Annotated in this window: 15 protein-coding genes and 2 tRNA genes; 6 read left to right on the top strand and 11 right to left on the bottom strand. The window is 36.3% G+C overall.

Annotated elements, in window-relative coordinates:
- Positions 1-408: 408 nt before the first annotated feature.
- The 3 genes from BLW28_RS01340 to BLW28_RS01350 all read right to left on the bottom strand — a co-directional run bounded on the left by BLW28_RS01340 (position 409) and on the right by BLW28_RS01350 (position 2,692).
- A complete protein-coding gene (locus BLW28_RS01340) occupies positions 409-1,026 on the bottom strand; it encodes a hypothetical protein (RefSeq protein ID WP_083540635.1) in 618 nt (205 codons plus the stop codon).
- A gap of 32 nt (positions 1,027-1,058) precedes the next feature.
- Positions 1,059-1,841: a hypothetical protein gene (locus tag BLW28_RS01345; RefSeq protein WP_073213689.1), complete on the bottom strand. Its 783-nt coding sequence runs from the start codon at positions 1,839-1,841 to the stop codon at positions 1,059-1,061.
- Between the two features lie 116 nt (positions 1,842-1,957).
- The gene (locus tag BLW28_RS01350; protein WP_073213692.1) at positions 1,958-2,692 is read right to left on the bottom strand and encodes a hypothetical protein; all 735 of its coding nucleotides are present in this window, start codon (positions 2,690-2,692) and stop codon (positions 1,958-1,960) included.
- Positions 2,693-3,296: 604 nt separating this feature from the next.
- Here BLW28_RS01350 and BLW28_RS01355 point away from each other — a divergent pair.
- Positions 3,297-5,570 carry a zinc-dependent metalloprotease gene (locus BLW28_RS01355; RefSeq protein ID WP_073213695.1) on the top strand — a complete coding sequence of 758 codons (2,274 nt, stop codon included), beginning with the start codon at positions 3,297-3,299 and terminating at the stop codon, positions 5,568-5,570.
- 383 nt (positions 5,571-5,953) lie between these two features.
- Here BLW28_RS01355 and BLW28_RS01360 read toward each other — a convergent pair.
- A tRNA-Leu gene (locus tag BLW28_RS01360) sits at positions 5,954-6,035 on the bottom strand.
- Between the two features lie 256 nt (positions 6,036-6,291).
- Between BLW28_RS01360 and BLW28_RS01365 the strand changes: the two genes are divergently transcribed.
- Complete coding sequence (locus tag BLW28_RS01365; protein ID WP_073213698.1) at positions 6,292-7,680, top strand: dipeptidase; 1,389 nt, start codon at positions 6,292-6,294, stop codon at positions 7,678-7,680.
- A gap of 49 nt (positions 7,681-7,729) precedes the next feature.
- On the opposite strand, the gene BLW28_RS01370 is transcribed toward BLW28_RS01365, so the two are convergent.
- Positions 7,730-8,299 (bottom strand): PhnA domain-containing protein, encoded by a 570-nt coding sequence (locus tag BLW28_RS01370; protein WP_073213701.1) that lies wholly within the window; start codon positions 8,297-8,299, stop codon positions 7,730-7,732.
- A gap of 240 nt (positions 8,300-8,539) precedes the next feature.
- On the opposite strand from BLW28_RS01370, the gene BLW28_RS01375 reads away from it, so the two are divergent.
- The 3 genes from BLW28_RS01375 to BLW28_RS01385 all read left to right on the top strand — a co-directional run bounded on the left by BLW28_RS01375 (position 8,540) and on the right by BLW28_RS01385 (position 13,543).
- Entirely contained in the window at positions 8,540-10,804 is a 2,265-nt protein-coding gene (locus BLW28_RS01375) for a hypothetical protein (protein WP_143036819.1), read from the top strand.
- A 171-nt stretch (positions 10,805-10,975) separates the two neighbouring features.
- On the top strand, positions 10,976-11,353 hold the full coding sequence (locus BLW28_RS01380) for a BlaI/MecI/CopY family transcriptional regulator (RefSeq protein ID WP_073213707.1): 378 nt from the start codon (positions 10,976-10,978) through the stop codon (positions 11,351-11,353).
- Positions 11,354-11,431: 78 nt separating this feature from the next.
- A complete protein-coding gene (locus tag BLW28_RS01385) occupies positions 11,432-13,543 on the top strand; it encodes a M56 family metallopeptidase (protein ID WP_073213711.1) in 2,112 nt (703 codons plus the stop codon).
- 280 nt (positions 13,544-13,823) lie between these two features.
- On the opposite strand, the gene BLW28_RS01390 is transcribed toward BLW28_RS01385, so the two are convergent.
- A complete protein-coding gene (locus BLW28_RS01390; RefSeq protein WP_073213714.1) occupies positions 13,824-15,758 on the bottom strand; it encodes a M1 family metallopeptidase in 1,935 nt (644 codons plus the stop codon).
- A gap of 350 nt (positions 15,759-16,108) precedes the next feature.
- Between BLW28_RS01390 and BLW28_RS01395 the strand changes: the two genes are divergently transcribed.
- Positions 16,109-16,759, top strand: a complete 651-nt coding sequence (locus BLW28_RS01395) for a hypothetical protein (protein ID WP_143036820.1) — start codon at positions 16,109-16,111, stop codon at positions 16,757-16,759.
- Between the two features lie 478 nt (positions 16,760-17,237).
- On the opposite strand, the gene BLW28_RS01405 is transcribed toward BLW28_RS01395, so the two are convergent.
- The 5 genes from BLW28_RS01405 to BLW28_RS01425 form a co-directional block, all read right to left on the bottom strand.
- Positions 17,238-18,293 carry a hypothetical protein gene (locus BLW28_RS01405; RefSeq protein ID WP_073213727.1) on the bottom strand — a complete coding sequence of 352 codons (1,056 nt, stop codon included), beginning with the start codon at positions 18,291-18,293 and terminating at the stop codon, positions 17,238-17,240.
- On the bottom strand, positions 18,293-19,657 hold the full coding sequence (locus BLW28_RS01410; protein ID WP_083540636.1) for a DNA cytosine methyltransferase: 1,365 nt from the start codon (positions 19,655-19,657) through the stop codon (positions 18,293-18,295). The genes BLW28_RS01405 and BLW28_RS01410 overlap by 1 nt, the downstream gene beginning before the upstream one ends.
- 2 nt (positions 19,658-19,659) lie before the next feature.
- Complete coding sequence (locus BLW28_RS01415) at positions 19,660-19,968, bottom strand: helix-turn-helix domain-containing protein (protein ID WP_073213730.1); 309 nt, start codon at positions 19,966-19,968, stop codon at positions 19,660-19,662.
- A gap of 913 nt (positions 19,969-20,881) precedes the next feature.
- A tRNA-Asp gene (locus tag BLW28_RS01420) sits at positions 20,882-20,955 on the bottom strand.
- 237 nt (positions 20,956-21,192) lie between these two features.
- Complete coding sequence (locus tag BLW28_RS01425; RefSeq protein ID WP_073213734.1) at positions 21,193-22,122, bottom strand: DUF58 domain-containing protein; 930 nt, start codon at positions 22,120-22,122, stop codon at positions 21,193-21,195.
- Positions 22,123-22,172 lie beyond the last annotated feature (50 nt).

Here is a 22,172-nt window from a genome sequence, read left to right on the forward strand (position 1 = left end):
AATGAATGTTAGAATAATCTTATTAAAGGTATAAATGCACAATAAAAATGCTTCCCAGAAAGATTGTTAATCCCATTACGAGATGCACAAAGATATATATCAAGGATAATTAAGAAGTGTTAAATATTACATTTATCAACCAAAGATATTTTTTGACTTAGCGATTCATTTTTTAACAAAATAATATACCTGCACAGTTACTAACCGTTTAACAAACTTGAAATAAAAGAAAAAAAATCTTCCTGTAAATTACAAGCAGATTTAGGGATTTTAGAATTATAACACTTAATATCGATAGGCGGTATACAGCACTACAATAGCATCGGTATAATTATCTACGTTGAAAGTAAAACCATCCGAATTAAATGAAGTTAACGAAGCTGTAGTAAGGCCTAAGTTAGCTCCATTTCAATTTGCGTAACGAATACCAATACAATGGGAGTTTGAGGCATAGCGGGAAACATCATTAATAGAGTTTGAGCTACCGCCTCCCTGTATTATTTGTTGTACAACAGCCCCTCCCGATTGATCTGCATATCCCGCCATAAAACCAAAGTAACCTTCCTTGGTATTGTCATTATTACTAGATCCGTTATCCGCATTTAGGTTATAACTATCCACATTGGCATAAGCAACAAACTCTATGCGCTTAGGTTTAAAAGGTAGTCCCGAAATTCTTTGACTTCCCGAAGTGTTGATTATAAACTTCCCCATATACACCTGTTTTTCAGGTTTGATTAATTGTAACCAATTTGTACCGCTCCAGTAATAAAACCCAGCTGGTTTTAAACCACCAACACCGTCGTTATAAACCATAGTGCTGACAACTATTCCTGCCCCTCCTGGTATTGAGACAGTTGTGTTATCAGTCTTACTACTAAGTGTAACCCTTGGAATTAACACCCCTGAGTTTGAAGAAACTACATCTAGAGCAGCTTCTGGACTAGCTGTCCCAATCCCAACTTGAGCCTTTACAGTAAAGGATAATAACCTTCCTATTAAACTTAAATATAATACTTTCTTCATTTTTAATGTTTTAAATTGAGTTGATTACCTAGCTAAAATAATCTTAAGGGATTTCGGTAGTAATATTTATAAGCTGTATAAAAAACAAGTAAATTTCCAACAAGATTGCCTACTTGAGCATCTGTAACACTAAGAGTAAAACCGTTAGTATTAAACGATGTAACCGCACCAGATGTTACTCCAAGGTCATCTCCGTTATTGCCTGCATAACGCATCCCTATGCATTGGTTTGGATTGGCATACCTAGAAAAATCATTAATAGAATTTCCGCTTCCCAAATTAGAAATCAACTGCTGCTCAATACTTCCGCCAACATCTTTAGCAAAGCCTACTATATACCCAAAGTTGTTTCTTGCGCCAGTGTGATTCTTACCTTCTCCGTTTTTTGCATCAACATTGACAGAAAATATATTCGCAAAAGCTTTAAAAACTACTTTTTTTGGTTTAAACGGCAAAAATGAAATAGATATACTTCCAGTGCTGTTTAAAGTAAAATGTCCAGTATACACTTGTTTTTCATCCGAAACTAATTGAGTCCATTTAGCTCCTTCCCAATAATAGAAACCTGCAGGTTTTAACCCACCATCCCCTGTGTTATAAACCATGGTACTCTCCGCTACCCCAGTACTGCCAGGTATAGTAACGGTTGTATTATCCGTTTCGCCAGTTAGCGTTACTCTGGGAATCAATAGGCCAGTATTGGCAGATTGAATATCCAATTCTGCTTCGGGGGTAGCTGTTCCGACGCCTACTTGAGCATTGGAATTAAGAACGACTCCAATTAATAAGCTTAATAAGGTATAATATAGTTTCATTAAAAAATAATTTTGATATTGTTATTCTTGAAGTTCGTCCTAAGTCGCATTTTTAATTGACAACAATGAAATCGAAAACCCTAAAGTGATTATGCACTTCAATCGGATCGCTTATTTTATGGTTTATAAGCAGTGTATATTACACCAAGCCCATCTGTAAAATTATCGACGTTTAACGTAAAACCATCCGCATTAAAAGAGGTTAAGGATGCTGTAGTTAACCCTAATGAAACACCATCCTGATCTGCATAACGCATACCAATACACCTAGTACTAGACGCATAACGCGAATGATTATTTAGAGAAGCAGCACTTGCACCACCATGAACCACTTGTTGTAAAATAGACCCGCCTTCATTTTTTGCGTACCCATACGAGTATCCAAAATAGTTTTGATACGTCCTAACACCATTTCCAACACCATTGTCACTATTTAAAGTATAGTCTTCAATATTTGCATACGTTTCAAAACGTATGGTTTCTGGCTGGAAAGGAAGCCCAGAAATAGACAAGCTACCTGAACCTGTAATACGAAATTTCCCAGTATGCACCTGCACTTCAGTTTTTTGAAACTGCAACCATTCGACACCATTCCAATAGTAAAAGCCAGCTGGCTGCAGCACTCCATTACCATCATTAAAAACCAACGTTCCCTCTTCAACTTGAAGTCCATCGGGAGTAGTAACCGTTACAACATCAGCTGTGCTCGCCAATGAAACCCGAGGTATTAAAAGCCCTGCATTTGTCGATGTAATATCTAAAGCTGCCTGCGGGTTGGTCGTATTTACTCCAACTTGAGCATTTGATAGCGCAAAGACTAATAAAAGTGAAAGTATAAAAAAATGCTTCATTTTGGTCTGTAATTAATTGGACTTTTAATAAATCAATAAAATTTTAAAAAAGAATCATAAAAACGTAAAAACAGATAAAATTATTTTTTTTATCAAATTTTTTTGTAATTTTTTAAGAAAATCTAATAAAAACACCCAATTCATTAGATTAAGATGAAAGATAAATACATCCAAATTTCTTGAAACTGGTATTTTTTGCAACTAATTTAAAGCGATTAAAATCGTCTGTTCCATTGTTGAAAAGACATATAAATCATCACACGAACCATCAGCTTGATTATAATTCAAATTATTTCTAAGGGATTGCGAATGATCAAGCATTTTCCTGAGCCTTCAAATTAGAGAGCGTTTTCTGGAGTAAGAGAATGATTTAGACTCAAAGACTACCTTTAACAATAGAGATTAATTTAAGGTCGAAGCACTAGAATTAAAACGCACCAAACTGCGCCTAAAAACCATAAAAATGTTGTCTTCACAATTAAAATCATTCCATTTTTTTGTCTTTTTTCACAAAAACCAGAAAGTTAGTGTCTTAAAAATTCCTTAAATTGCATAAAGGATGTTATCTTTACGCCTTAAACATTCACATAATTATACCTAAAAAATGAAAACAAGCAATTTAAAATCGCTTCTATTTCTCGCCTTAATGATCGTTGGTTTAGGGATGAACGCACAGTCTACGCTGTGGGAGAAGGTTTCTCCTTCTGAAACCCAAAATCGATCGACCGAACTTAGAAACAGCACACCTGAAAAGTTTGACTTATTTAAACTTAACACTACAGCTCTAAAAAATCTTTTGGCACAAGCTCCAGAAAGATTTACAACAACATCTAACATTGTAATCGATTTACCGACGAACAATGGAGAGCTTCAAAGCTTTCGTGTTTACGAAGCTCCTACATTAGCCCCTGAGCTTCAAACAAAATACCCTAGTATCCGTTCTTATGCTGCACAAGGAATTGACGATGCTACTGCTATAGCACGATTTAGTGTTTCAGATATTGGCGTAAACGTAGCTATTACTTCGGCTCATTACTCTACCTTATATATTGACCCTTATACACAAGATAAAAACTTTTATATCGCTTATAACCTAAGTGATCTTCCAACTTCTAACAATTTTGAATGTTTAGTTGAAGAATCTATTGCAGCAGAAATTCCTGTAGATGTGAACAGAAATGCCAATGATGGCAAGCTTCGTACTTACAGATTGGCTTTAGCGTGTACTCGTCAATACGCGAGTTTTCACCTTACCCGCCAAGGTGTAGATAATAATGCGACTGACGCAGTTAAAAAAGCAGCAGTCCTTTCAGCAATGAACGTTACAATGACAAGAGTAAACGGTATTTATGAAAGAGACGTTGCTGTAACAATGGTTATTGTACCTAACTCAGATGAATTAATTTTCTTAACCGCTGCTACAGACCCATATACAAACAACAATGGCTTTACAATGTTGGGACAAAACCAAACACAATGTGATCAAAAAATTGGCAATGCCAACTACGATATAGGTCACGTATTTAGTACTGGTGGTGGTGGAATCGCTGGTTTACGCGTACCTTGTGTTACTGGACAAAAAGCACGTGGCGTAACAGGATTAGGCTCTCCAATTGGCGATAAATTTAATATTGACTTTGTGGCTCACGAAATGGGGCACCAATTTGGAGCAAACCACACATTCAACGGAACCGTTGGAGGTTGCGGCGGAGGGAACAGAAACCTTTCTACAGCAATGGAGCCGGGAAGTGGTTCAACAATAATGGCGTATGCAGGACTATGTGGCGCACAAAATGTTCAGTATAACAGTGATGCTTATTTTCACGCTATTAGCATTCAAGAAATTTGGAGTAATATCAAGTACGGAAACAGTAGCTCTTGTGCTGTTTTAACTGATACAGGAAACACGCAACCTACTGCAGATGCGGGGAGCAATTACACAATTCCAAAATCTACTCCGTTTGTTTTAACAGGTGTAGGAACAGATGCAGACGGTGATACACTTTCACACTGCTGGGAGCAAATGAACTCACAAAGTTCTACACAACCACCGGTACCTACATCGACAGGAGGACCAACATTCCGTACAAACATGCCAGAATCTACACCAGAGCGTTATTTCCCAAAAATGAGCTATGTACTTGCTGGTAACCTAGGAGGCCCTGGTACTTCAAATAAGTGGGAAGTAGTTCCTTCTGTTGGAAGAGCATTAAACTTTAAATATACCGTAAGAGATAACCACGCAGGTGGAGGATCTACTAACAGTTCTAACATGAAAGTAACAGTAGATGGTACTTCAGGACCTTTCAAAGTAACTTCGCAAGCTTCTGCAACTACGTGGCAGACTACTACTACTGAAACAATTACCTGGGATGTAGCTGGTACTGATGCAGCTCCTGTTAGCTGTGCTACTGTAGATATTTTGTTCTCTACAGATTCTGGATACAATTACCCTGTTACGCTTGCATTAAACGTTCCAAATACGGGAAGTGCTGTTGTAAATGTTCCAAACCTAAACACTACAACCGGTAGGCTTATGGTAAAAGGATCTGACAACATTTTCTTTAATGTAAACCAAGCTGTGATTTCTGTACAAGGAATTGTTGGTGTTTCAGATTTCTCATTCGAAGATTTCTCTGTATACCCGAACCCATCAAATGGTACTTTTAACCTAAGGTTTACTCCTGCTTCTGCCGATGACATCGAAGTTTCTTTGTTCGATTTGAGAGGTAGAATGGTCAATCAAGTAGTATACAGTGATGCTTCTACTGGACTTTTCAACAAGCAGTTAGATTATAATTATATTGATTCTGGAATGTATTTCTTAGTTGTTAAAAATGGCGACAAATCAGTAACTAAAAAACTGGTTAAGAAATAAGCACCACAAATAAAAATGTTTTAAAAGCGGTATCCAAAATTCTGGATGCCGTTTTTTTTTGTGTAAAATGCTAAGGTCTAACTCAATTAGCCCTAAAGAAATGAAAATACCGGAATGTTTTTATTGCGCTAGCAACGATACTTATTTAAGTTAAAATTATAGGAACGATGAAACAGCAAGCAGATAAAAGCAGTTTTTAATTATTTTTACTCAGATAAAAATTTAAAGGCCAACACTTCTCTCAAGATATCGCTAAAGATTGCTATTGTTGAGGAATCAACTATTTTCAGGTCCAGGAGAAACGGGGACCCGCCTCTATTCTTCCAAATACTATTTTTCTTAAATCAAAAAAAGCTCCTCGATTAAGAGAAGCTTTTCGTTTGTGCGGGCGGAGAGACTCGAACTCTCACACCTCGCGGCACTAGATCCTAAGTCTAGCGTGTCTACCAATTCCACCACGCCCGCATTATTTTTACAAGAAATCCTAAAAAAATTAGGAGCTTGTTCGCCTTTCACTTTCGTAGTTAGCGGGTGCAAATATAAACAAGAAATTTTATCTACAAGCAAAAAGTTTTCAGAAATATTAAATTTCTTTTGAAAAAAGATGTAAGCCATCAAGCTCTTGCCATATCTTCACGCGTTTCAGCCACTATTTTGTATCTTAGCACGAAGCTAAAAATTAACCTAAAAAAGAGAATCCCGTTCTTCGCGGGGAATGACTATGAAAAGCGCAAAACCTTATATTGAAGAAAACAAACAACGTTTTATAGACGAGCTCATTGAATTACTGAAAATTCCATCAATTAGTGCAGATTCTGCTTATAAAAAAGACGTTATTTTGACTGCGGAAGCTGTTAAGGAACAATTGGAAAAAGCGGGATGTGATACGGTCGAAATCTGCGAAACACCTGGTTATCCTATTGTTTATGGCGAAAAAATCATCGACAAAAACCTGCCCACCGTTTTGGTTTATGGCCATTACGACGTACAACCGCCAGATCCGTTGGAGTTATGGACTAGTCCACCGTTTGAGCCAGTTGTAAAAGAAACTGAACTTCACCCCGAAGGCGCCATCTTCGCACGTGGTAGTTGCGATGATAAAGGTCAGATGTATATGCACGTAAAGGCATTGGAATATATGACCAAAACCGACCAACTACCTTGTAACGTGAAATTTATGATTGAAGGCGAAGAAGAAGTAGGAAGCGTTAGTTTAGGGTGGTTTATTGAACGAAATCGAGAGAAACTTGCTAACGACGTTATTTTGATTAGTGACACTGGAATGATTTCAAAAGAAACTCCGTCTATAACAACCGGTCTGCGCGGCTTGAGTTATGTAGAAGTAGAAGTAACTGGGCCAAATCGTGATTTGCATAGCGGTCTATATGGAGGAGCTGTGGCAAACCCAATCAATGTATTGACAAAGATGATTGCTTCCCTTCACGATGAAAACAATCACATTACCATTCCTGGGTTTTATGATGATGTAGAGGAACTTTCAAAGGAAGAACGTGAAAAAATGGCGGAAGCTCCCTTTAGTTTAGAGGATTACAAAGCCGCTTTGGACATAGATGACGTGTACGGTGAAAAGGGATATTCTACAAACGAAAGAAACTCGATTCGTCCAACTTTAGACGTGAATGGAATTTGGGGTGGATACATTGGCGAAGGTGCTAAAACCGTAATTGCGAGTAAGGCTTTTGCAAAAATTAGTATGCGCTTAGTACCTGATCAAAACTGGGAAAAGATAACTGAATTATTTAAAAATCACTTTGAAAGCATTGCTCCAAAAGGAGTTCGGGTAAAGGTAAAACCACATCACGGTGGTACAGCTTATGTTACGCCAATTGATAGTTTAGGCTATAAAGCAGCTGAAAAAGCGTACGAAGAAACTTTTGGAAAAACACCAATTCCACAACGAAGCGGGGGAAGTATTCCGATTGTAGCCTTGTTTGAAAAAGAATTGAAAAGTAAAACTATCTTGATGGGCTTTGGACTTGACAGTGATGCCATCCACTCCCCCAACGAGCATTTTGGAATTTGGAACTACTTAAAAGGAATTGAAACCATTCCGCAGTTCTATCACTTCTTTACGGAGATGTCTAAGTAAAACATAAAGACCTGTCAGGTTTTAAAAACCTGACAGGTCTTTATATTAATTACACTTTCTTCACGTAGTCAGTGATAATAACAATTTGCTGACCGTCAACTCTACCTTCAATATATTTTTCGTTTTCACGATCTAGTGAAATTCTACGAACAGCAGTTCCTTGTTTGGCAATCATACTGCTTCCTTTCACTTTTAAATCTTTTATAAGCACTACTGAATCTCCTGCTTCTAAGATAACCCCATTGCTGTCGCGGTGAATTACAGCATCGCCTTTTTCTTCGGCTACACCAGCTTTAGCCCATTCTTTTACATCATCTTCCATATACATCATATCCAGTAAATCTTGTGGCCAACCTTCAGCTTTTAATCTGGTAAGCATTCTCCAGGCTGTAACTTGCACAGCAGGAACTGTGCTCCACATACTGTCATTCAAGCAACGCCAATGATTTGAATCAACTTTTTCTGGATCTTCAATTTGCTCTTTGCAAGTGTTGCAAGTTAAAACCGAAGCATCCGCCCCGCTTCCTGGTGAGTTGGGCACTTCAAAAACAGAAAGATTTTCTTCATTTCCGCAGAGTTCGCATTTGTTGCCGCTTCGCTGTTGTAATTCTTTTTCCATAATGCTATAATGTATTTCGACAAAGATAGCCGTTTGGTTAAAATTTATCTCGAAAACGAACCTTAAGATTATGGAATAAAGCTTGATGCCTAAATTTCGTATTTTTATAAAAGTTCCAGTTAAACCAATAACTCAAAAATCATGTATTGTAAACCAATATTACCCTCGTCCTTCCCATTAAGTCTTATCTTAGTTTTAATTTCGGGTTTTTCGGGTTTCGGTCAAATCAAACAACCGGATTTGGTTTCATCCTATAAAGCATATACGGAATTACCACGTGAAATAGGATATGCACACTTAAACAAAACCACATATCTAAAGGGAGAGATTATTGGATATACGGCCTATATTTTCGATAAAGCCAGCCACAAACTTTCAAGTACTGCCACAAATGTATACTGTACAATTTCAGACGAAAACAATACGACTATAAAAAGTGAAATGATTTTGGCCAACAATAGTGTTGCCAACGGGTCGTTTCAAATTGACAGTCTGTTTACTTCTGGAAAATACACATTTAGAGCCTATACCAATTGGATGCGCAATTTTGAGGAGCCAAATTTCTATGGGCAGATTTTAAACATATTAGATTCTGAAGCGAAAGACACACAAAAATCTATCGATTCTACTTCAAAACTGGATGCGCAATTTCTTCCCGAAGGAGGCCATTTTGTTGCCGATGTAAAAAACTCTGTTGGAGTAATTGTGAAGGATAGTTTTGGTTTTGGGGTTCCGAATCTAACGGGACATGTAGTGGATTCAGAAAACAATATACTCAACAATTTTACAACGAATAGTCTAGGTATTGGGAAATTCACTTTTAAACCCAATTCAACAGAACTGTATAAAGTGATTTTAAATTTTAATAATACAGAGCATATTTTTAATCTCAAAAAAGCAGCAGATCGTGGCATTGCTTTAACGATTAATGGTCTGGAGAATAGAGTGGCTATTTCTTTGCGAACCAATGAAAACACCAGTAAGCAGATAGGAAAACAAAATTACACCTTGGCGATTCACAACGGAAAGGTTTTAAAAACCATAAATATCAACTTTAAAAAATCTTTGGAAGTGATGAAAACCATCAATTTTGAAGATTTGAGTACTGGTATTAATATTTTTACGCTGTTTGATGAGCAGAATAAACCAATTCTCGAGCGGCTGTTTTTTAAATATGAAGGAATTAGGCTGCTAAACGCACAACCACCACAAATTGAAAATTCAATAGATTCATTGACGATAAAAATTCCTTTAAATAACATTAACGATACGCTAATCAATAATTTTAGTGTATCCATACTTCCTGGAAATACAAAATCCTACAATCCGAACAATAACATTATTTCCAGCATATATTTGCAACCGTACATAAATAGTTATATCGAAAATGCCGCTTATTATTTCACTGACATAAGCCGAAAAAAGAAATTTGAATTAGATAATGTGCTTTTAACGCAGGGATGGAGTAGTTATGATTGGAACACGATTTTCAACAATCCACCAAAAGCAAATTATGAATATGAAAATGGTGTCAGTTTTAAAGCAAACGCCAACGACAGGAATATTTCAAAATATATAATGTATGCTACCCGAAACAATGATCTTCAAGTTTTTGAAATAGACCCAAAGACGAAAGACTTTCAAGCGACAGGTCTTTTACCTATGGATAATGAAAAGTTGCGATTTAGCGCAATTAAAAACAATAATGCTACTGTAAAACCAAATTTATACGTACAGTTCTCTCCTTTCCAAACACCAACTTTAGGCTACCAAGGAAACTTCGCTCCGATAAAGGAAAAATTGAATACTATAAATAATGAAACACCGCCAATGTACCGACCGGGCTGGGAGAAGGTTGAAGACTTAGATGAAGTAACATTAACCGTAAATAAAGAAGCAGAACGCACCGATAGATTAAAGCGTGTTGCTTTCGGAAAAGTTGATGTTTTCGACGATTTAAAGCGTACAACGTCAATTGATTTTGCTTCTTATCTCCGCACCCAAGGGTATAAAGTTACAGAGTATATAGGAGAATTACAGATTATAAATACGAGAGGAAAATCGCCTATTGTTTATCTGGATAATATACGACTTTATAATACCGACGCCTTGTATAAATTTCCAATGGATAATGTAGATTACATTTCTATAAACAAGTTGGGAGGTGGCGAAGGCGGGGAGGCGGCAAATGGAGTAATAAAAATATTTACAGACCCTACGATTTCCCAAAACAAGTTAAAACGAAATGTAACTCAGGAAGTACCTGTTCCGTTAACCTTCAGTAGTCCAAAAGAGTTTTATGTGCCAGAATACACTTCCTATCAAAGTCAGTTTTATCAGGATTATGGAGTAATTGGATGGTTTCCGAGACTGAGGATTCAAGAAGATAGCAATCTAATTTTTAAAATTCCGATGCCTAAAGTAGAGACAATTTCCATTTTTATAGAAGGTACAGCAAATGATGGGAGTTTTATTTTTGAAGTAAAGAATATTTCTGTCCAATAACTTTGAAACGGCTGGAATCTACTTCTGACAAAGATTTAATAGCAAACTGAATATCCATAAAAAGCTATTTTAAATCTTCTATTCAACCATAATTTGAAGAAATAACCTATTCTACACTTGTAGAATTAAAATAATTACTCTACGTTTGTAGAACAATAAAACATTTTGAATATGGCCTTATCAAATTCTGAAGAACAATTAATGCAACTCCTCTGGAAAAAGGAACGCGCTTTCATGAAAGATTTAGTGGAAGCATATCCAGAACCAAAGCCCGCCACCACAACAGTTGCCACGCTTTTAAAAAGAATGCAAGACAAGAAATTTGTCGATTACGAACAAATTGGACGTTCCCGTGAGTACTTTCCATTGGTGAAAAAGGAAGCCTATTTTTCGAAACACGTAAATGGGTTAATTAAGAATTTCTTTAATAATAGTCCGTCGCAATTTGCTTCATTTTTTACTGAAGAAACCAACCTTTCCAAAAAGGAACTGGAAGAATTGAAAGCTTTAATAGATTCTGAAATTAAAAAGAAACATCCTTTAAAATAGTAAGTTATATCGACCTAAATGCAATTGAATGTTCAATCAATCCAATAAAAAACAATAGTAACGCTTGATTAATTAGATATGGAAAATTATATATTAAAATCTGCCGCCTGTCTTGCCGTATTCTTCGCCTTTTATAAATTGGTTTTAGAAAACACTTCCTTTCACCATTTTAAGCGATTTTATCTCTTAGGTGGTTTAGTTGCTTCATTTTTAATTCCGTTAATCACTTTTACAACTTATGTAGAAACATCACCTTCTACTTTAATATTGAATGAAGGGAATTCCCAAGAGATTTTATCCGAAGGCCCAGCATCTATTAATTATTGGCCAGCTATTTTATGGACGATTTACGGTTTAGGTGTACTATTTTTTAGTGTAAAATTCTTCAGAAACCTTTTTGGGTTAATTCAGAAAATACAAAAGAATCCAAAGTTTCGAAATCGCAGTTTTATAAATATTCTCTTAACTGAAACGGTAATTCCTCATACATTTTTCAGTTATATATTTTTGAATAAAGAGCAATTTGAGCACGATGAAATTCCTTCAGAAGTAATGTTACACGAAGAAGCACACGCGCGTCAAAAACACAGTTTGGATATCGTTTTAATCGAAGTTTTTCAAATACTATTTTGGTTTAACCCGATATTTTATTTCCTGAAAAGAAGTGTAAAATTAAATCACGAATTTCTGGCAGATCGTGCGGTTTTGAATGCCGGTTCAGAAACTTCACACTATCAAAAAATATTATTGGCATTTTCAATTCCAAATAACTATCAGGAAACCGAGTCGCCGTCATTGGCACATTCACTTAATTATTCATCCACTAAAAAACGATTCAAAGCTATGAAAACTCGAACTTCAAGTCGCACAATTTTATTAAGAAGTCTGTTGCTTTTGCCATTGCTATCGCTTTTGATATATGGATTTAGCACGAAGAAAGTTGAAAACATAAAGCATTCCAGTCAAATTCTTGAAGGAAAGCCATTTCTCAAAGTACACGTGATTGGAAAAACTATTACTGTGAATGACGCAGAAACAACTATTTCCAATTTTGCTTCAGCTGTTAACGCAGTTACGAATGATTGGAGTAAAAAAGATTTTAGGCTATACGAATTGAATATAAAAGAAGAAAATGTTTCAGATTCATACCGCGATCGTATCAATGCGGAATTTAGAAAAACAAATTTGGCAAAGCAATCCGAAGGAGAGAACATCTATATTTTAGGATCTTTTGGAGGATTACCACAACCACCTATGCCACCTTCAATATATGATAATGTTCCTGGCCCAAATCAGCCTGTTGAGCATATAAAGGCTATGGAAAAAATGGATGCCATATTTCTATATAACGATAAGTCAATTACTGCCGAAAAAGCTATCGAATTACTAAAGACCAATAAAAACTTGGCAGTTCAGACAACGCTAAACGACCCCAAACCGCCAGTGGTCACTATTTCCAAAAGATCTGATGATAGATTAATTCAGCATAAAGCCAACAAAGCAGAAATTGCCGAATATAACAAACTGGCAAAGGCATATAATGCCGCCAATAATAAAAATCAAGTTATTAAAAAGAAGGATTTAGAAAGACTTCATTCTTTATACGGCAAAATGTCTATTGAACAAAAAGGAAGCTCCGAACCATTTCCGAATATTCCGCCACCTTCACCGCCAGCACCTAAACCTATAAAAGTGAAAAGTGGTGATAATAACAATGTTCCGCCGCTTCCGCCACCGCCGCCAACTCCAAAGATTTCATATAATAAAAAAGTGAAATCTAACAAGAGTATGGATAAGGCTATTTATTATTATAATGATATGGTAATAACGCCTCAAAGAGCAACTGAGCTACTTAATAACAACAAAAAACTAAAGGTGTACATAACAAAAACAGAAGATGGAAACGGCACCGTAACCTTATCTGAAACGCCTATTTATAATAATAACGATAAGTCGTTAAAAACTCCTTCAGCAGAAAACAAAAATTTATATATGGCAGCAGAAGCACCACCTGCTCCAAACGCAGACCCTGTTAAGTATATTAAAGAGTTAGGTAAAAGAGGTGCCGTTTTTTACATTGGGCCTCATAAATACAGCTTAGAAGAAGCTATAAAAATGGTGGAGAAAAGTGAAAATGAAGTCACAATAGATACTAGCAATTATCCCGACGTACATTTAGGAGGTTGTTAATTAAGTTCACATATTATTCTAGTCGTGTCCGACTAAGACGTAAGACCGCTGCGCTTAAAGACATAAGATGTAAAACTTGCTTCTTAATTAGTTGATAATTAGGTTAAATTTTGGTGGTGAATTTAATAGCAAGCTATAATCTAATAAAAATGTCTTAAGTGCCTGTCAGGTTTCGCTGAACGGAATTTTGAAATATTTTAATCGGGTACTAATGATATTATTCCAAAAAAGAATGCTTCCAAATTTAAAATCTGGAAGCATTTTTTATAGTTAGATTTTCTTATAACTTATTCCAAGCATCGTTCAAAATATTGATATCTGGTAACAATTTATTCGGATCTTGAACAACACGTTTAACCTGCTTATCTGTTCTAAGTAAGTGGCTCCAGACATTGCCACGATGCCAAATTTCTACAGGTAGCTTGACTGTTTCTTGAGAGTCATCGGTGTATGTAACCAACAATTCTACAGGCATCGGGAAATCGCCGTTGTTTTCAACTGTAATTAAATAATCACCTTTGTAGGGTTCAACAGAAAGGATTCCTAAATCTATATTTCCGTTTCCAAAAAACCATCCCTTCCAGAACCAAGAAAGGTCTTCACCCACCACATTTTCAATATGATTAAAAAAGTCGTTTGGTTGCGGGTGTTTGTAGGCCCACGTTTTTATATAACTTTTAAAGGCATAGTCAAAGCGCTCGTGATCTAATATGTATTCACGAAGTAAATACAGTCCAGCTGCTGGCTTATAATAAGCTGTGTATGCAAGGTTTCGAGGGTTTGCAATATCGGCATAGGTGTCTATTCCTTCCCTGCCTTCTGCGGTTAAATATCCTATCAAAGTTCTAGGACTGCTAGACCGGGTTGGGTATTCACCATTATTAAATGCTTCGGTACTATAATGGTTTATGAAAATATTTAATCCTTCATCCATCCAAGGGAAGCGTCGCTCATTACTACCAACAATCATCGGGAACCAGTTGTGCCCAAATTCGTGATCGGTAACACTCCAAAGCGCTGCTCCTCCTCTTTGATAGCCGCAGAAACTTACGCCTGGATATTCCATACCCCCTACATTGGTAGCAACATTAATTGCATTGTGATATGGATAGGGATAATAGGTGTTTGAATGAAATTCTACAGAAGCTTTTGTATATTCGGTTGAACGTCCCCAGGCGTGGTTGCCATCACTTTCTTTCGGGTACACAGATTGCGCCAAGCCCGTTTTTCCGTTTCCAAGATTAATTCGTGCGGCGTCCCAAATGAAAGCACGTGATGATGCCCACGCCACATCACGCGTATTTTCCATTTTAAAATGCCAAGTTAGGGTTCCATCTTTTTTAGCTTGCGCCACAGACTTTGCCACCTCGTTTGGTTTAATAATATAAACAGTTTCGTCGCTTTTTTCTGCTTTTGCAATACGTTCCTGTTGCTTTTGTGTAAGCACCTCTTCCGGATTTTGTAATACACCCGAGCAAACTACCGTTTGATCTGCCGCAGCTGTGATCTTTACATCAAAATCGCCATACTCGCAATAAAACTCACCAGCACCTAGATACGGATCTGTATTCCATCCAACAACATCATCAAATACTGCCACGCGTGGATACCATTGTGCAAGCGCATAAACAGTTCCGTCTTTTGCTTCGAACCTGCCCATACGATCCATTCCTTCAACTGGAATTTTAAATTTAAAATCCATTTTAATTTCAACTTGCCCTCCTTTTGCTGCTAAAGGTTTGTCTAAAAAAAGCTGCATTCTCGTATCTGAAATTAGGTGTTTGGAAGAAGAACCCGTTTTGGTTTTTGCCAAGACATTTGACAGTTCTAACCCACCTTCTATATCACCGCTGTACCTACTCCCAGTTACAGGTGTAGTTAACGTACCTCGAGATGTTTCCGTAAAACGATTCTGTTCTAAGAAAAGCCAGATAAAATCTAACGTTTCTGGGCTATTATTGGTGTACTGAATAGTTACATTTCCTTTAATTGTGTGGTTTTTATCATCCAAGGTTGCCTCCAAAGAATAATCGGCGCTATTTTGCCAATATTCGGGACCAGGTTTTCCTGATGCTGTTCTGTAAACACTTCCTTGACGATACGTAAATTCATCAAATAAATGCTGGTTTCCATAATCGGCTTCTTGTGCGACGATTGAAAAAGAGAAAATAGAAATCAACAGAGAAAGAAAAAGGCTGCTTTTAAAATATTTCATCGTATAAGGGTTTTTAATAAGAAGAGAATGCGAATATAGTGATTTGGACTTGATACTTAAAACGTTTCGCTATAGCCTAAAAGCAAAAAAGTCTTTATACTTCGGTTGCGCTATTAGAGATATCAACGCACAATTAGAATAGTGCAAATAACAAGAAGTACCCATATATTCACGCTTCTTTTATAGCTTAACATAGGAGTATCTAAGGAGTTTAGTCGGCTTAGAGTCGGCATGCAGTCGGCATGCGGTCGGCTTTCAGTCGGCTTTCAGTCGGCTTGTAGTCGGCTTTGAAATTTGTTTTTTGGGAAGAAATGTATTATATTTACCTAAGGATCAACAAACTGTATGCCATGAGAGGATTCAACTACGAAAATAATAAAAATAATCCGAGGATCTACAAAAACTCTGACGAAATGACATTATGCAGTGTTTTTGTGAAGGAATTTAAGATTGGACTGCATCCCATTTTGAAGTATTATAGGGATGGGACGCTGCACAAGAGGCTAATGAAATTATTTATGGCGATAAAGGCAGTAGATGCTAAGTCTGCGCCTGGCAAATTAAACGTTGGAGAAGGTTTACGGACCTTAAAAGGGCAGCTACTACTGCGGCAATTTGTCTTTAATCCGAAATTGGGGATACGGCAGCAGTTAGGGAATCCACAGTTTAACGAGGAGGATTTTTCATTGTTATGGTCGGATTTTGACCCCTCCTCTACCCGATTTCCCAATAGCGCAACACATTTTGAGCTTCAATATTTGGTACTTGCCTATGACAGCGAACGCACTGTTTTTACGACTTACACTGCCGCTCCGGTGCGAAGGGCCCGGAAGGATGGGGCGGAAGAGTTGGAGTTGCGAACGGAGAAAGCGATTGTTAAGCAAAAAGGTGTTCAATATTTCTTGGCAATAGGGTTACGATTTTTGGAGATTCTCGGGGAGGAGGAATATCCGTTGTTGGGCCAGAAAGCGGTGGGGATTGAGATTTTGGATGTGGTTTGAGGGGAATTGGGATTCGGGAACAGTGTTGTTTGAGAAAAGAACCAAGACCGCTGGCACTACTAGAACCAAGGGCCAAGACTTTTAAGCGTCGAAAATTATAAGTAGTTTTTAAAATTTGAAGCGACGGACTTGCTTAAGTATATCTGCAAATCCAGCTTCGTCTACTTTGAAGGCTTTTTGCAGTTTGGGTACTATTTTGTTTGTATTGTTTTATTAAAACCTTTGAGTGACGGTCTCGGCTATGCGTAGTGCGGGATTTCAAGGCACTTCACTTTCCGTTTAGCTGTTAGTTTATTAAATGTAATTACTTTCATATCAGTACTTTCGCCCGAATTACGTATAGCCATTGTTGGGCAATCGTACTTTTTTTTCGTCCGTCTGTCAGCGTTGGCAAAGACATACTCTTTGGCAAGTTTTGGCTTGTGTGTTGGCTGGTGCGACTTGCCAATGTGTATGGCTTTAAGCGTTGGCTTTTCCATCAAAATATTATTTCGTTCAGCATTTGTTTTAGGTTCAGATGTTTTGCTCCACTAACAGTTTTTGAATTCATTGAAACCAACTCAATCCAATCCATTATTTTTTTCTTTTCGCTCGTTTTTTCGTTCCAATATTCGGTTAACTCAATTGATGATGTGTTAATCAAAACCTCTAAAACCGAGTCTATATTCTCAAACAACTTAATATAGATTCTAGGAATATTCTTGTATGTCTTATTCTTGATTAGATAATCGTCTTTTCCGCCTGCTGTAAATAAATCTCTAATATTTGGGCATACAACAGATTCCTTTGTTACTAACCAAATAGCTAGTCGAGCAAATTTGTCTCCTCGATTACTAAAAACCTCTGGAAAGTAAACCATTGCTCTATTTTTTATTTCTTGCTTTTCTTTTTGGTTTAGATTATTCCAAATATTTATGACAAGGTTACTTGCTTGTTCTGTATCTTGTATCCACCATAAATCCTGTCCGGGTTTTAATTTACTTTTATAGTAGTCTGTAATTGGTTTTATTGGGTTTTTCTTTTGTCTTAAAGTGTCGTAAGGCGTTTTGATTTTGTCAAATATAGTTTTGCCTTTCTCCAAGTTCATATCTATTAAATATCTTGGCGAATGAGTAACAACGACTTCTGACAAGCATTCTTCATATGCTCTACATTTGAATTCAATCGGTTTGCCGAGTTTGCCAAATAACATAAATATTCTCTCAACATCTTCAACTCTTGTCGATTCCAAAAGGCTGTTTCCTGTTGTTTTCCAATGATTTTGAGTAGTCGTTTTTACTTCTATTCCGTAAAATTTATTTGCGATAATGTCAGGGAATTTTTGCCCGCCAATAACTTCAATAGAATTTTCAAAAGCAGTTCCTACTGCTAATTCAGTCATTACGTCTCCAACATAAGGTTCAAGTTTGTTGCCTTTTAGTTGTTCTATCTTTTTTGGTGATTTTTTGGCGTGTGCATTTAACTCAATAATTGTTGAATTAAGCAAAGCATTGAACTCGTTTTTATGCGGTTCTGAATTTACTGATACTACCATTATTTTTTAAAATATAAGTCCCAAACATCTTCTATTCTCTTTGCTAAATTGTAAGCGAGTAGAGGCGGAACAGCATTCCCAATTATTTTATATGCTTTTGATGGACTTACCAAATATGAGCCTTTACGACCTTGTTTATTCTCAATTACAAATTCATAATCGGGTGGAAAAGTCTGGATTAAAGCACATTCCCTTGGTGTTAAACGTCTTTCTTTTAGTCCTTTTGAAAGTTCTTCGGTCAATATTCCTCCATTTTTTTTGGATAATCGTCTGAACTCTATATTTCCGTGGTGTTCAGCTCGAATTGTTGGACTAATTCCATCAGGCTTAATTTCTATTTGTCCTTGACAATGTTTACCCATAAACTTTGCTTTTGAGTAAAATTTTTGGGATAAATCATTGGATTTTTCTGGCTCTTCTAAATTTGCAAAAAGTTCTTTTAAATCTACGTGGCGTTTTAAATTATCACCGTCCGTAGTATAAGCGTGAGTTGGTTTTGGGTAAGGATTAAATTTTTCTGATATAATTTCCTTTTCCAATTTTTCTAGTGCGGATTTTTTTAAAGCAGATTTCTTGATTCCAATAAAGAAAACTCTTTCTCTTGATTGTGGAACTCCATAATCAGCTGCGTGTAAAACTCTTGGCTTTAAAACTAAATATCCATTATCTCCTGTAGATGAAAAATCACTTTGAATAATGTCTTTTACGTTTGAAAGGTTTACCAAACCCTTTACATTTTCTGCAATGAAAATTTTGGGTTGAGTAATTTCAATCACTTGCTTCATCCACATATAAAGCTTTCCGCGAGTTTCTTCTGTAGCACAAGTTTCAGTGTTTAGTTCGCCTTTGTGGTTTTTATGGGAATTGAAACCGTTTCTTTTTCCTGCGACACTAAAATCTTGGCAAGGAAAACCGCCTGTAACAATGTCGATATTTTCAGGAAATATTTTAGTTCCGCTTTGATGTAGTTTTACTAAATCTACGATACTATCGGTTTGATAGTCTTCTATATCGTGTCCTCTTTTGGAAAAATAATGCACCCAAGCATTTCTCGCATCTTTTAAAATGTCGTTTGCAAAAACTGTATTGAAACGAGTTTTTTTGAGTTGTACAAAATTATTGTCAAGTTCCTTTTCTATAAAATCAGGGTTTAAAATTTCATTTACAGAAGATTTTAAAACAGAAAAATCGCCTTCAAACCCTAAATCCATACCTCCACATCCTGAAAATAGAGAAAGCATATTTAAAGTTGATTTTCCTTTTACCTCTTTTTTTTGCAATTCAGTTTTTACGTTGAATTTTACAGCCAATTGTGGTTCTTCAACTACGCTTGTGTTTTCAATATCAGTTGTCAATGTTCGCATAGTTAATTTTTTACAGGATGAGATTTTAAATATTTTATTTTTCTTTCTGCCACTTTTAAAGCTTTGTTTGCACAATCTTCGTTTGCAATTTCATAAGCAATTTTGTCACTTATAAATTGAATCATTAATTCATCTTTATCGAGTTTTAGGATTTCGGCAAGTCGTTCCAACATTTCCTTCGTTGGTTTCCGCTCGTTTCTTTCTATTTTACTCAATATTGCTTGGTCAATATCAACATAAGCAGAAACTTGTCTTAAAAGCAGTCCCAACTCTTGTCTTTTGTTCCTTAATATTTGTCCGATTGTTTCCATTTGAAATTTATAACTTGACAGTAAGTGTCAAATATAGATAAAATTTTTTAAGGCTAGTATTCAGATTGTATTTTTTCGAGCGTTGGAAAAAAACAGCTCTTTTGGTTTTTCAGGGTTGGGTTTTAGCATTGGCAAAAACCAAATGTGCTATTTGTGCGGTGAGCTTTTTGTATGTTGCCAAACATGTATATACCCGAAGTATCACAACAAATCGTGGTGTATATATCGCATAAAAACGAAACTCAAGAAAGAAATTATAATACTATCGGTATTCAAACTTAATTAAAATATAATTGAATTTATTACGGAAAACCGTATTCAAGTAATACTTAATAACAATTTTACCTAAAAATTATAAATACCACATCAAAATAGTAAACACCAAGGAGGACATTCAACCTTAGCAAAAAAAGAGGTCAACGATCCCAAATCAGGGCAAACCGACATACACTGGTTCAGTCAACACTGCATTCATGTTGGGTTCCCGAAAAACTCGGGACAAGCAGTGCCGACCACACGAATGTTTAGTTATTGTGGGCTCGTTCTTTTTCCACGTTTAGTTTGGGGAATGTAGACTAAAACACTTCGACTGCGCTCAGTGTAACAGTTGGAAGTCCATAACAAAGGGGAGGCAAAATTGTATGTTTTTTCCTATTTAGACTAACAACAATTTTTGCATAATCCTGAAATCCCACAACTTTTGGACTTGATCCCTTGATCCTTGGAAGTTTATAACAAAGGGGAGAACCGGTATTAAACAAAAAAAGCCTCTCCACTTCGGCTCCGCTCAGTGCGGGCTTTAGGAAAAGCTTCTCATCGGTCTATTTCTAAACCACAAGCCACCTTTAAGTGACTCAACACAACATTATTGCTCTCTCCGTGTGAAAGAGATTCCCTCCTTCGAGGGAATATGCGGTCTGGACGAGACTCGAACTCGCGACCCCCTGCGTGACAGGCAGGTATTCTAACCAACTGAACTACCAGACCAAGTTTTTCAATCCGCCACGGCGGACCTCAACAACAGTTGAGCAAAGTGAAAAATTGTTACCATACATTTTGAGACTACTCTCTTGCCGTATTTAGCGGTGGCAAATATACCACTCCATTTGATTCCTACAAACTATTTTTAAAAAAAAATGAAATAATTATTTTCATTCGTCATTTCCCATCCTAATGCAACTCTTAAAAATCAAATGCAAACAATCTGATGGCGCATGCTTAAAACTAGCCAAACTTCTGACGCTCTACTAAATAAGTAGTCAATATTTTATTAAAACTGTCATTTATATTTGTACTTACATACTTAATTCTGTATTGTGCACATCGCAACTGTAATTCTTGAAAATAGTCTTGAATAGCTTCTTCATACTGATGTTTGATGTTGTCTGCATACAAATTAATGTGTTCTCCAGTTTCGACATCCACAAAACGCTTTGGGCGATTGTTAAAATCAAAGTTAACTTCGTGTTTTTTGTCGAACGTATGAAAGAGGATTACTTCGTGCTTATTGTATTTTAAATGCTGCAGCGCTTCAAAAAGCTTTTCTGCTTCTACATCGCTTTGTAACATATCTGTAAAAAGAAATACTAACGACCTTCGTTTCAACTTTTCAGCAATTAAATGAAGGTGCTGATACGTTTCAGTAGTTGATTTTTCTTTTAAAGAGCGTAACGCTTCTTGTAATTTCTGAAGAAGCATTTGATGATGTCGCTCACTACCTTTTTCAGACGAATAAAACTCGTATTCTTCACTATAGATACTTAATCCCACTGCATCGCGTTGACGTTTCATCAAATTCATAATAGCTGCAGACGCCAAAACTGAAAAACCAATTTTATTTAAGGAATTTATATTGAACTGTTTTAGTTTTGGGTAGTGCATTGAACTGCTATTATCCACAATTAGATGACAACGCAAGTTTGTTTCCTCCTCGTAACGCTTTGTATAAAGTTTATCTGTTTTTGCAAATAACTTCCAATCTATGTGTTTTGTGCTTTCGCCAGCGTTATAAATTTTATGTTCGGCAAATTCCGCAGAAAAACCATGAAACGGACTTTTATGTAATCCAGAAATAAAGCCTTCTACCACCTGTTTTGCAAGTAGTTCGAGGTTTTTAAAACCTGTAATTTCATTTATTTCCTTTTCTATATTCATTTAATAATTTGAAGCATTTTCGAAGATTTTTTAGAATTTATAAAATTAAT

The sequence above is a fragment of the Aequorivita viscosa genome, from assembly GCF_900106795.1.
Taxonomy (GTDB): Bacteria; Bacteroidota; Bacteroidia; order Flavobacteriales; family Flavobacteriaceae; genus Aequorivita; species Aequorivita viscosa.

Coding starts and splice junctions, on each gene's coding strand:
- BLW28_RS01395 (WP_143036820.1), top strand. CDS start 16,109: ATGAGAGGATTCAACTACGAAAATAATAAAAATAATCCGAGGATCTAC.
- BLW28_RS01385 (WP_073213711.1), top strand. CDS start 11,432: ATGGAAAATTATATATTAAAATCTGCCGCCTGTCTTGCCGTATTCTTC.
- BLW28_RS01340 (WP_083540635.1), bottom strand. CDS start 1,026: ATGAAGAAAGTATTATATTTAAGTTTAATAGGAAGGTTATTATCCTTT.
- BLW28_RS01415 (WP_073213730.1), bottom strand. CDS start 19,968: ATGGAAACAATCGGACAAATATTAAGGAACAAAAGACAAGAGTTGGGA.
- BLW28_RS01410 (WP_083540636.1), bottom strand. CDS start 19,657: ATGCGAACATTGACAACTGATATTGAAAACACAAGCGTAGTTGAAGAA.
- BLW28_RS01370 (WP_073213701.1), bottom strand. CDS start 8,299: ATGGAAAAAGAATTACAACAGCGAAGCGGCAACAAATGCGAACTCTGC.
- BLW28_RS01405 (WP_073213727.1), bottom strand. CDS start 18,293: ATGGTAGTATCAGTAAATTCAGAACCGCATAAAAACGAGTTCAATGCT.
- BLW28_RS01345 (WP_073213689.1), bottom strand. CDS start 1,841: ATGAAACTATATTATACCTTATTAAGCTTATTAATTGGAGTCGTTCTT.
- BLW28_RS01390 (WP_073213714.1), bottom strand. CDS start 15,758: ATGAAATATTTTAAAAGCAGCCTTTTTCTTTCTCTGTTGATTTCTATT.
- BLW28_RS01425 (WP_073213734.1), bottom strand. CDS start 22,122: ATGAATATAGAAAAGGAAATAAATGAAATTACAGGTTTTAAAAACCTC.
- BLW28_RS01365 (WP_073213698.1), top strand. CDS start 6,292: ATGAAAAGCGCAAAACCTTATATTGAAGAAAACAAACAACGTTTTATA.
- BLW28_RS01350 (WP_073213692.1), bottom strand. CDS start 2,692: ATGAAGCATTTTTTTATACTTTCACTTTTATTAGTCTTTGCGCTATCA.
- BLW28_RS01355 (WP_073213695.1), top strand. CDS start 3,297: ATGAAAACAAGCAATTTAAAATCGCTTCTATTTCTCGCCTTAATGATC.
- BLW28_RS01380 (WP_073213707.1), top strand. CDS start 10,976: ATGGCCTTATCAAATTCTGAAGAACAATTAATGCAACTCCTCTGGAAA.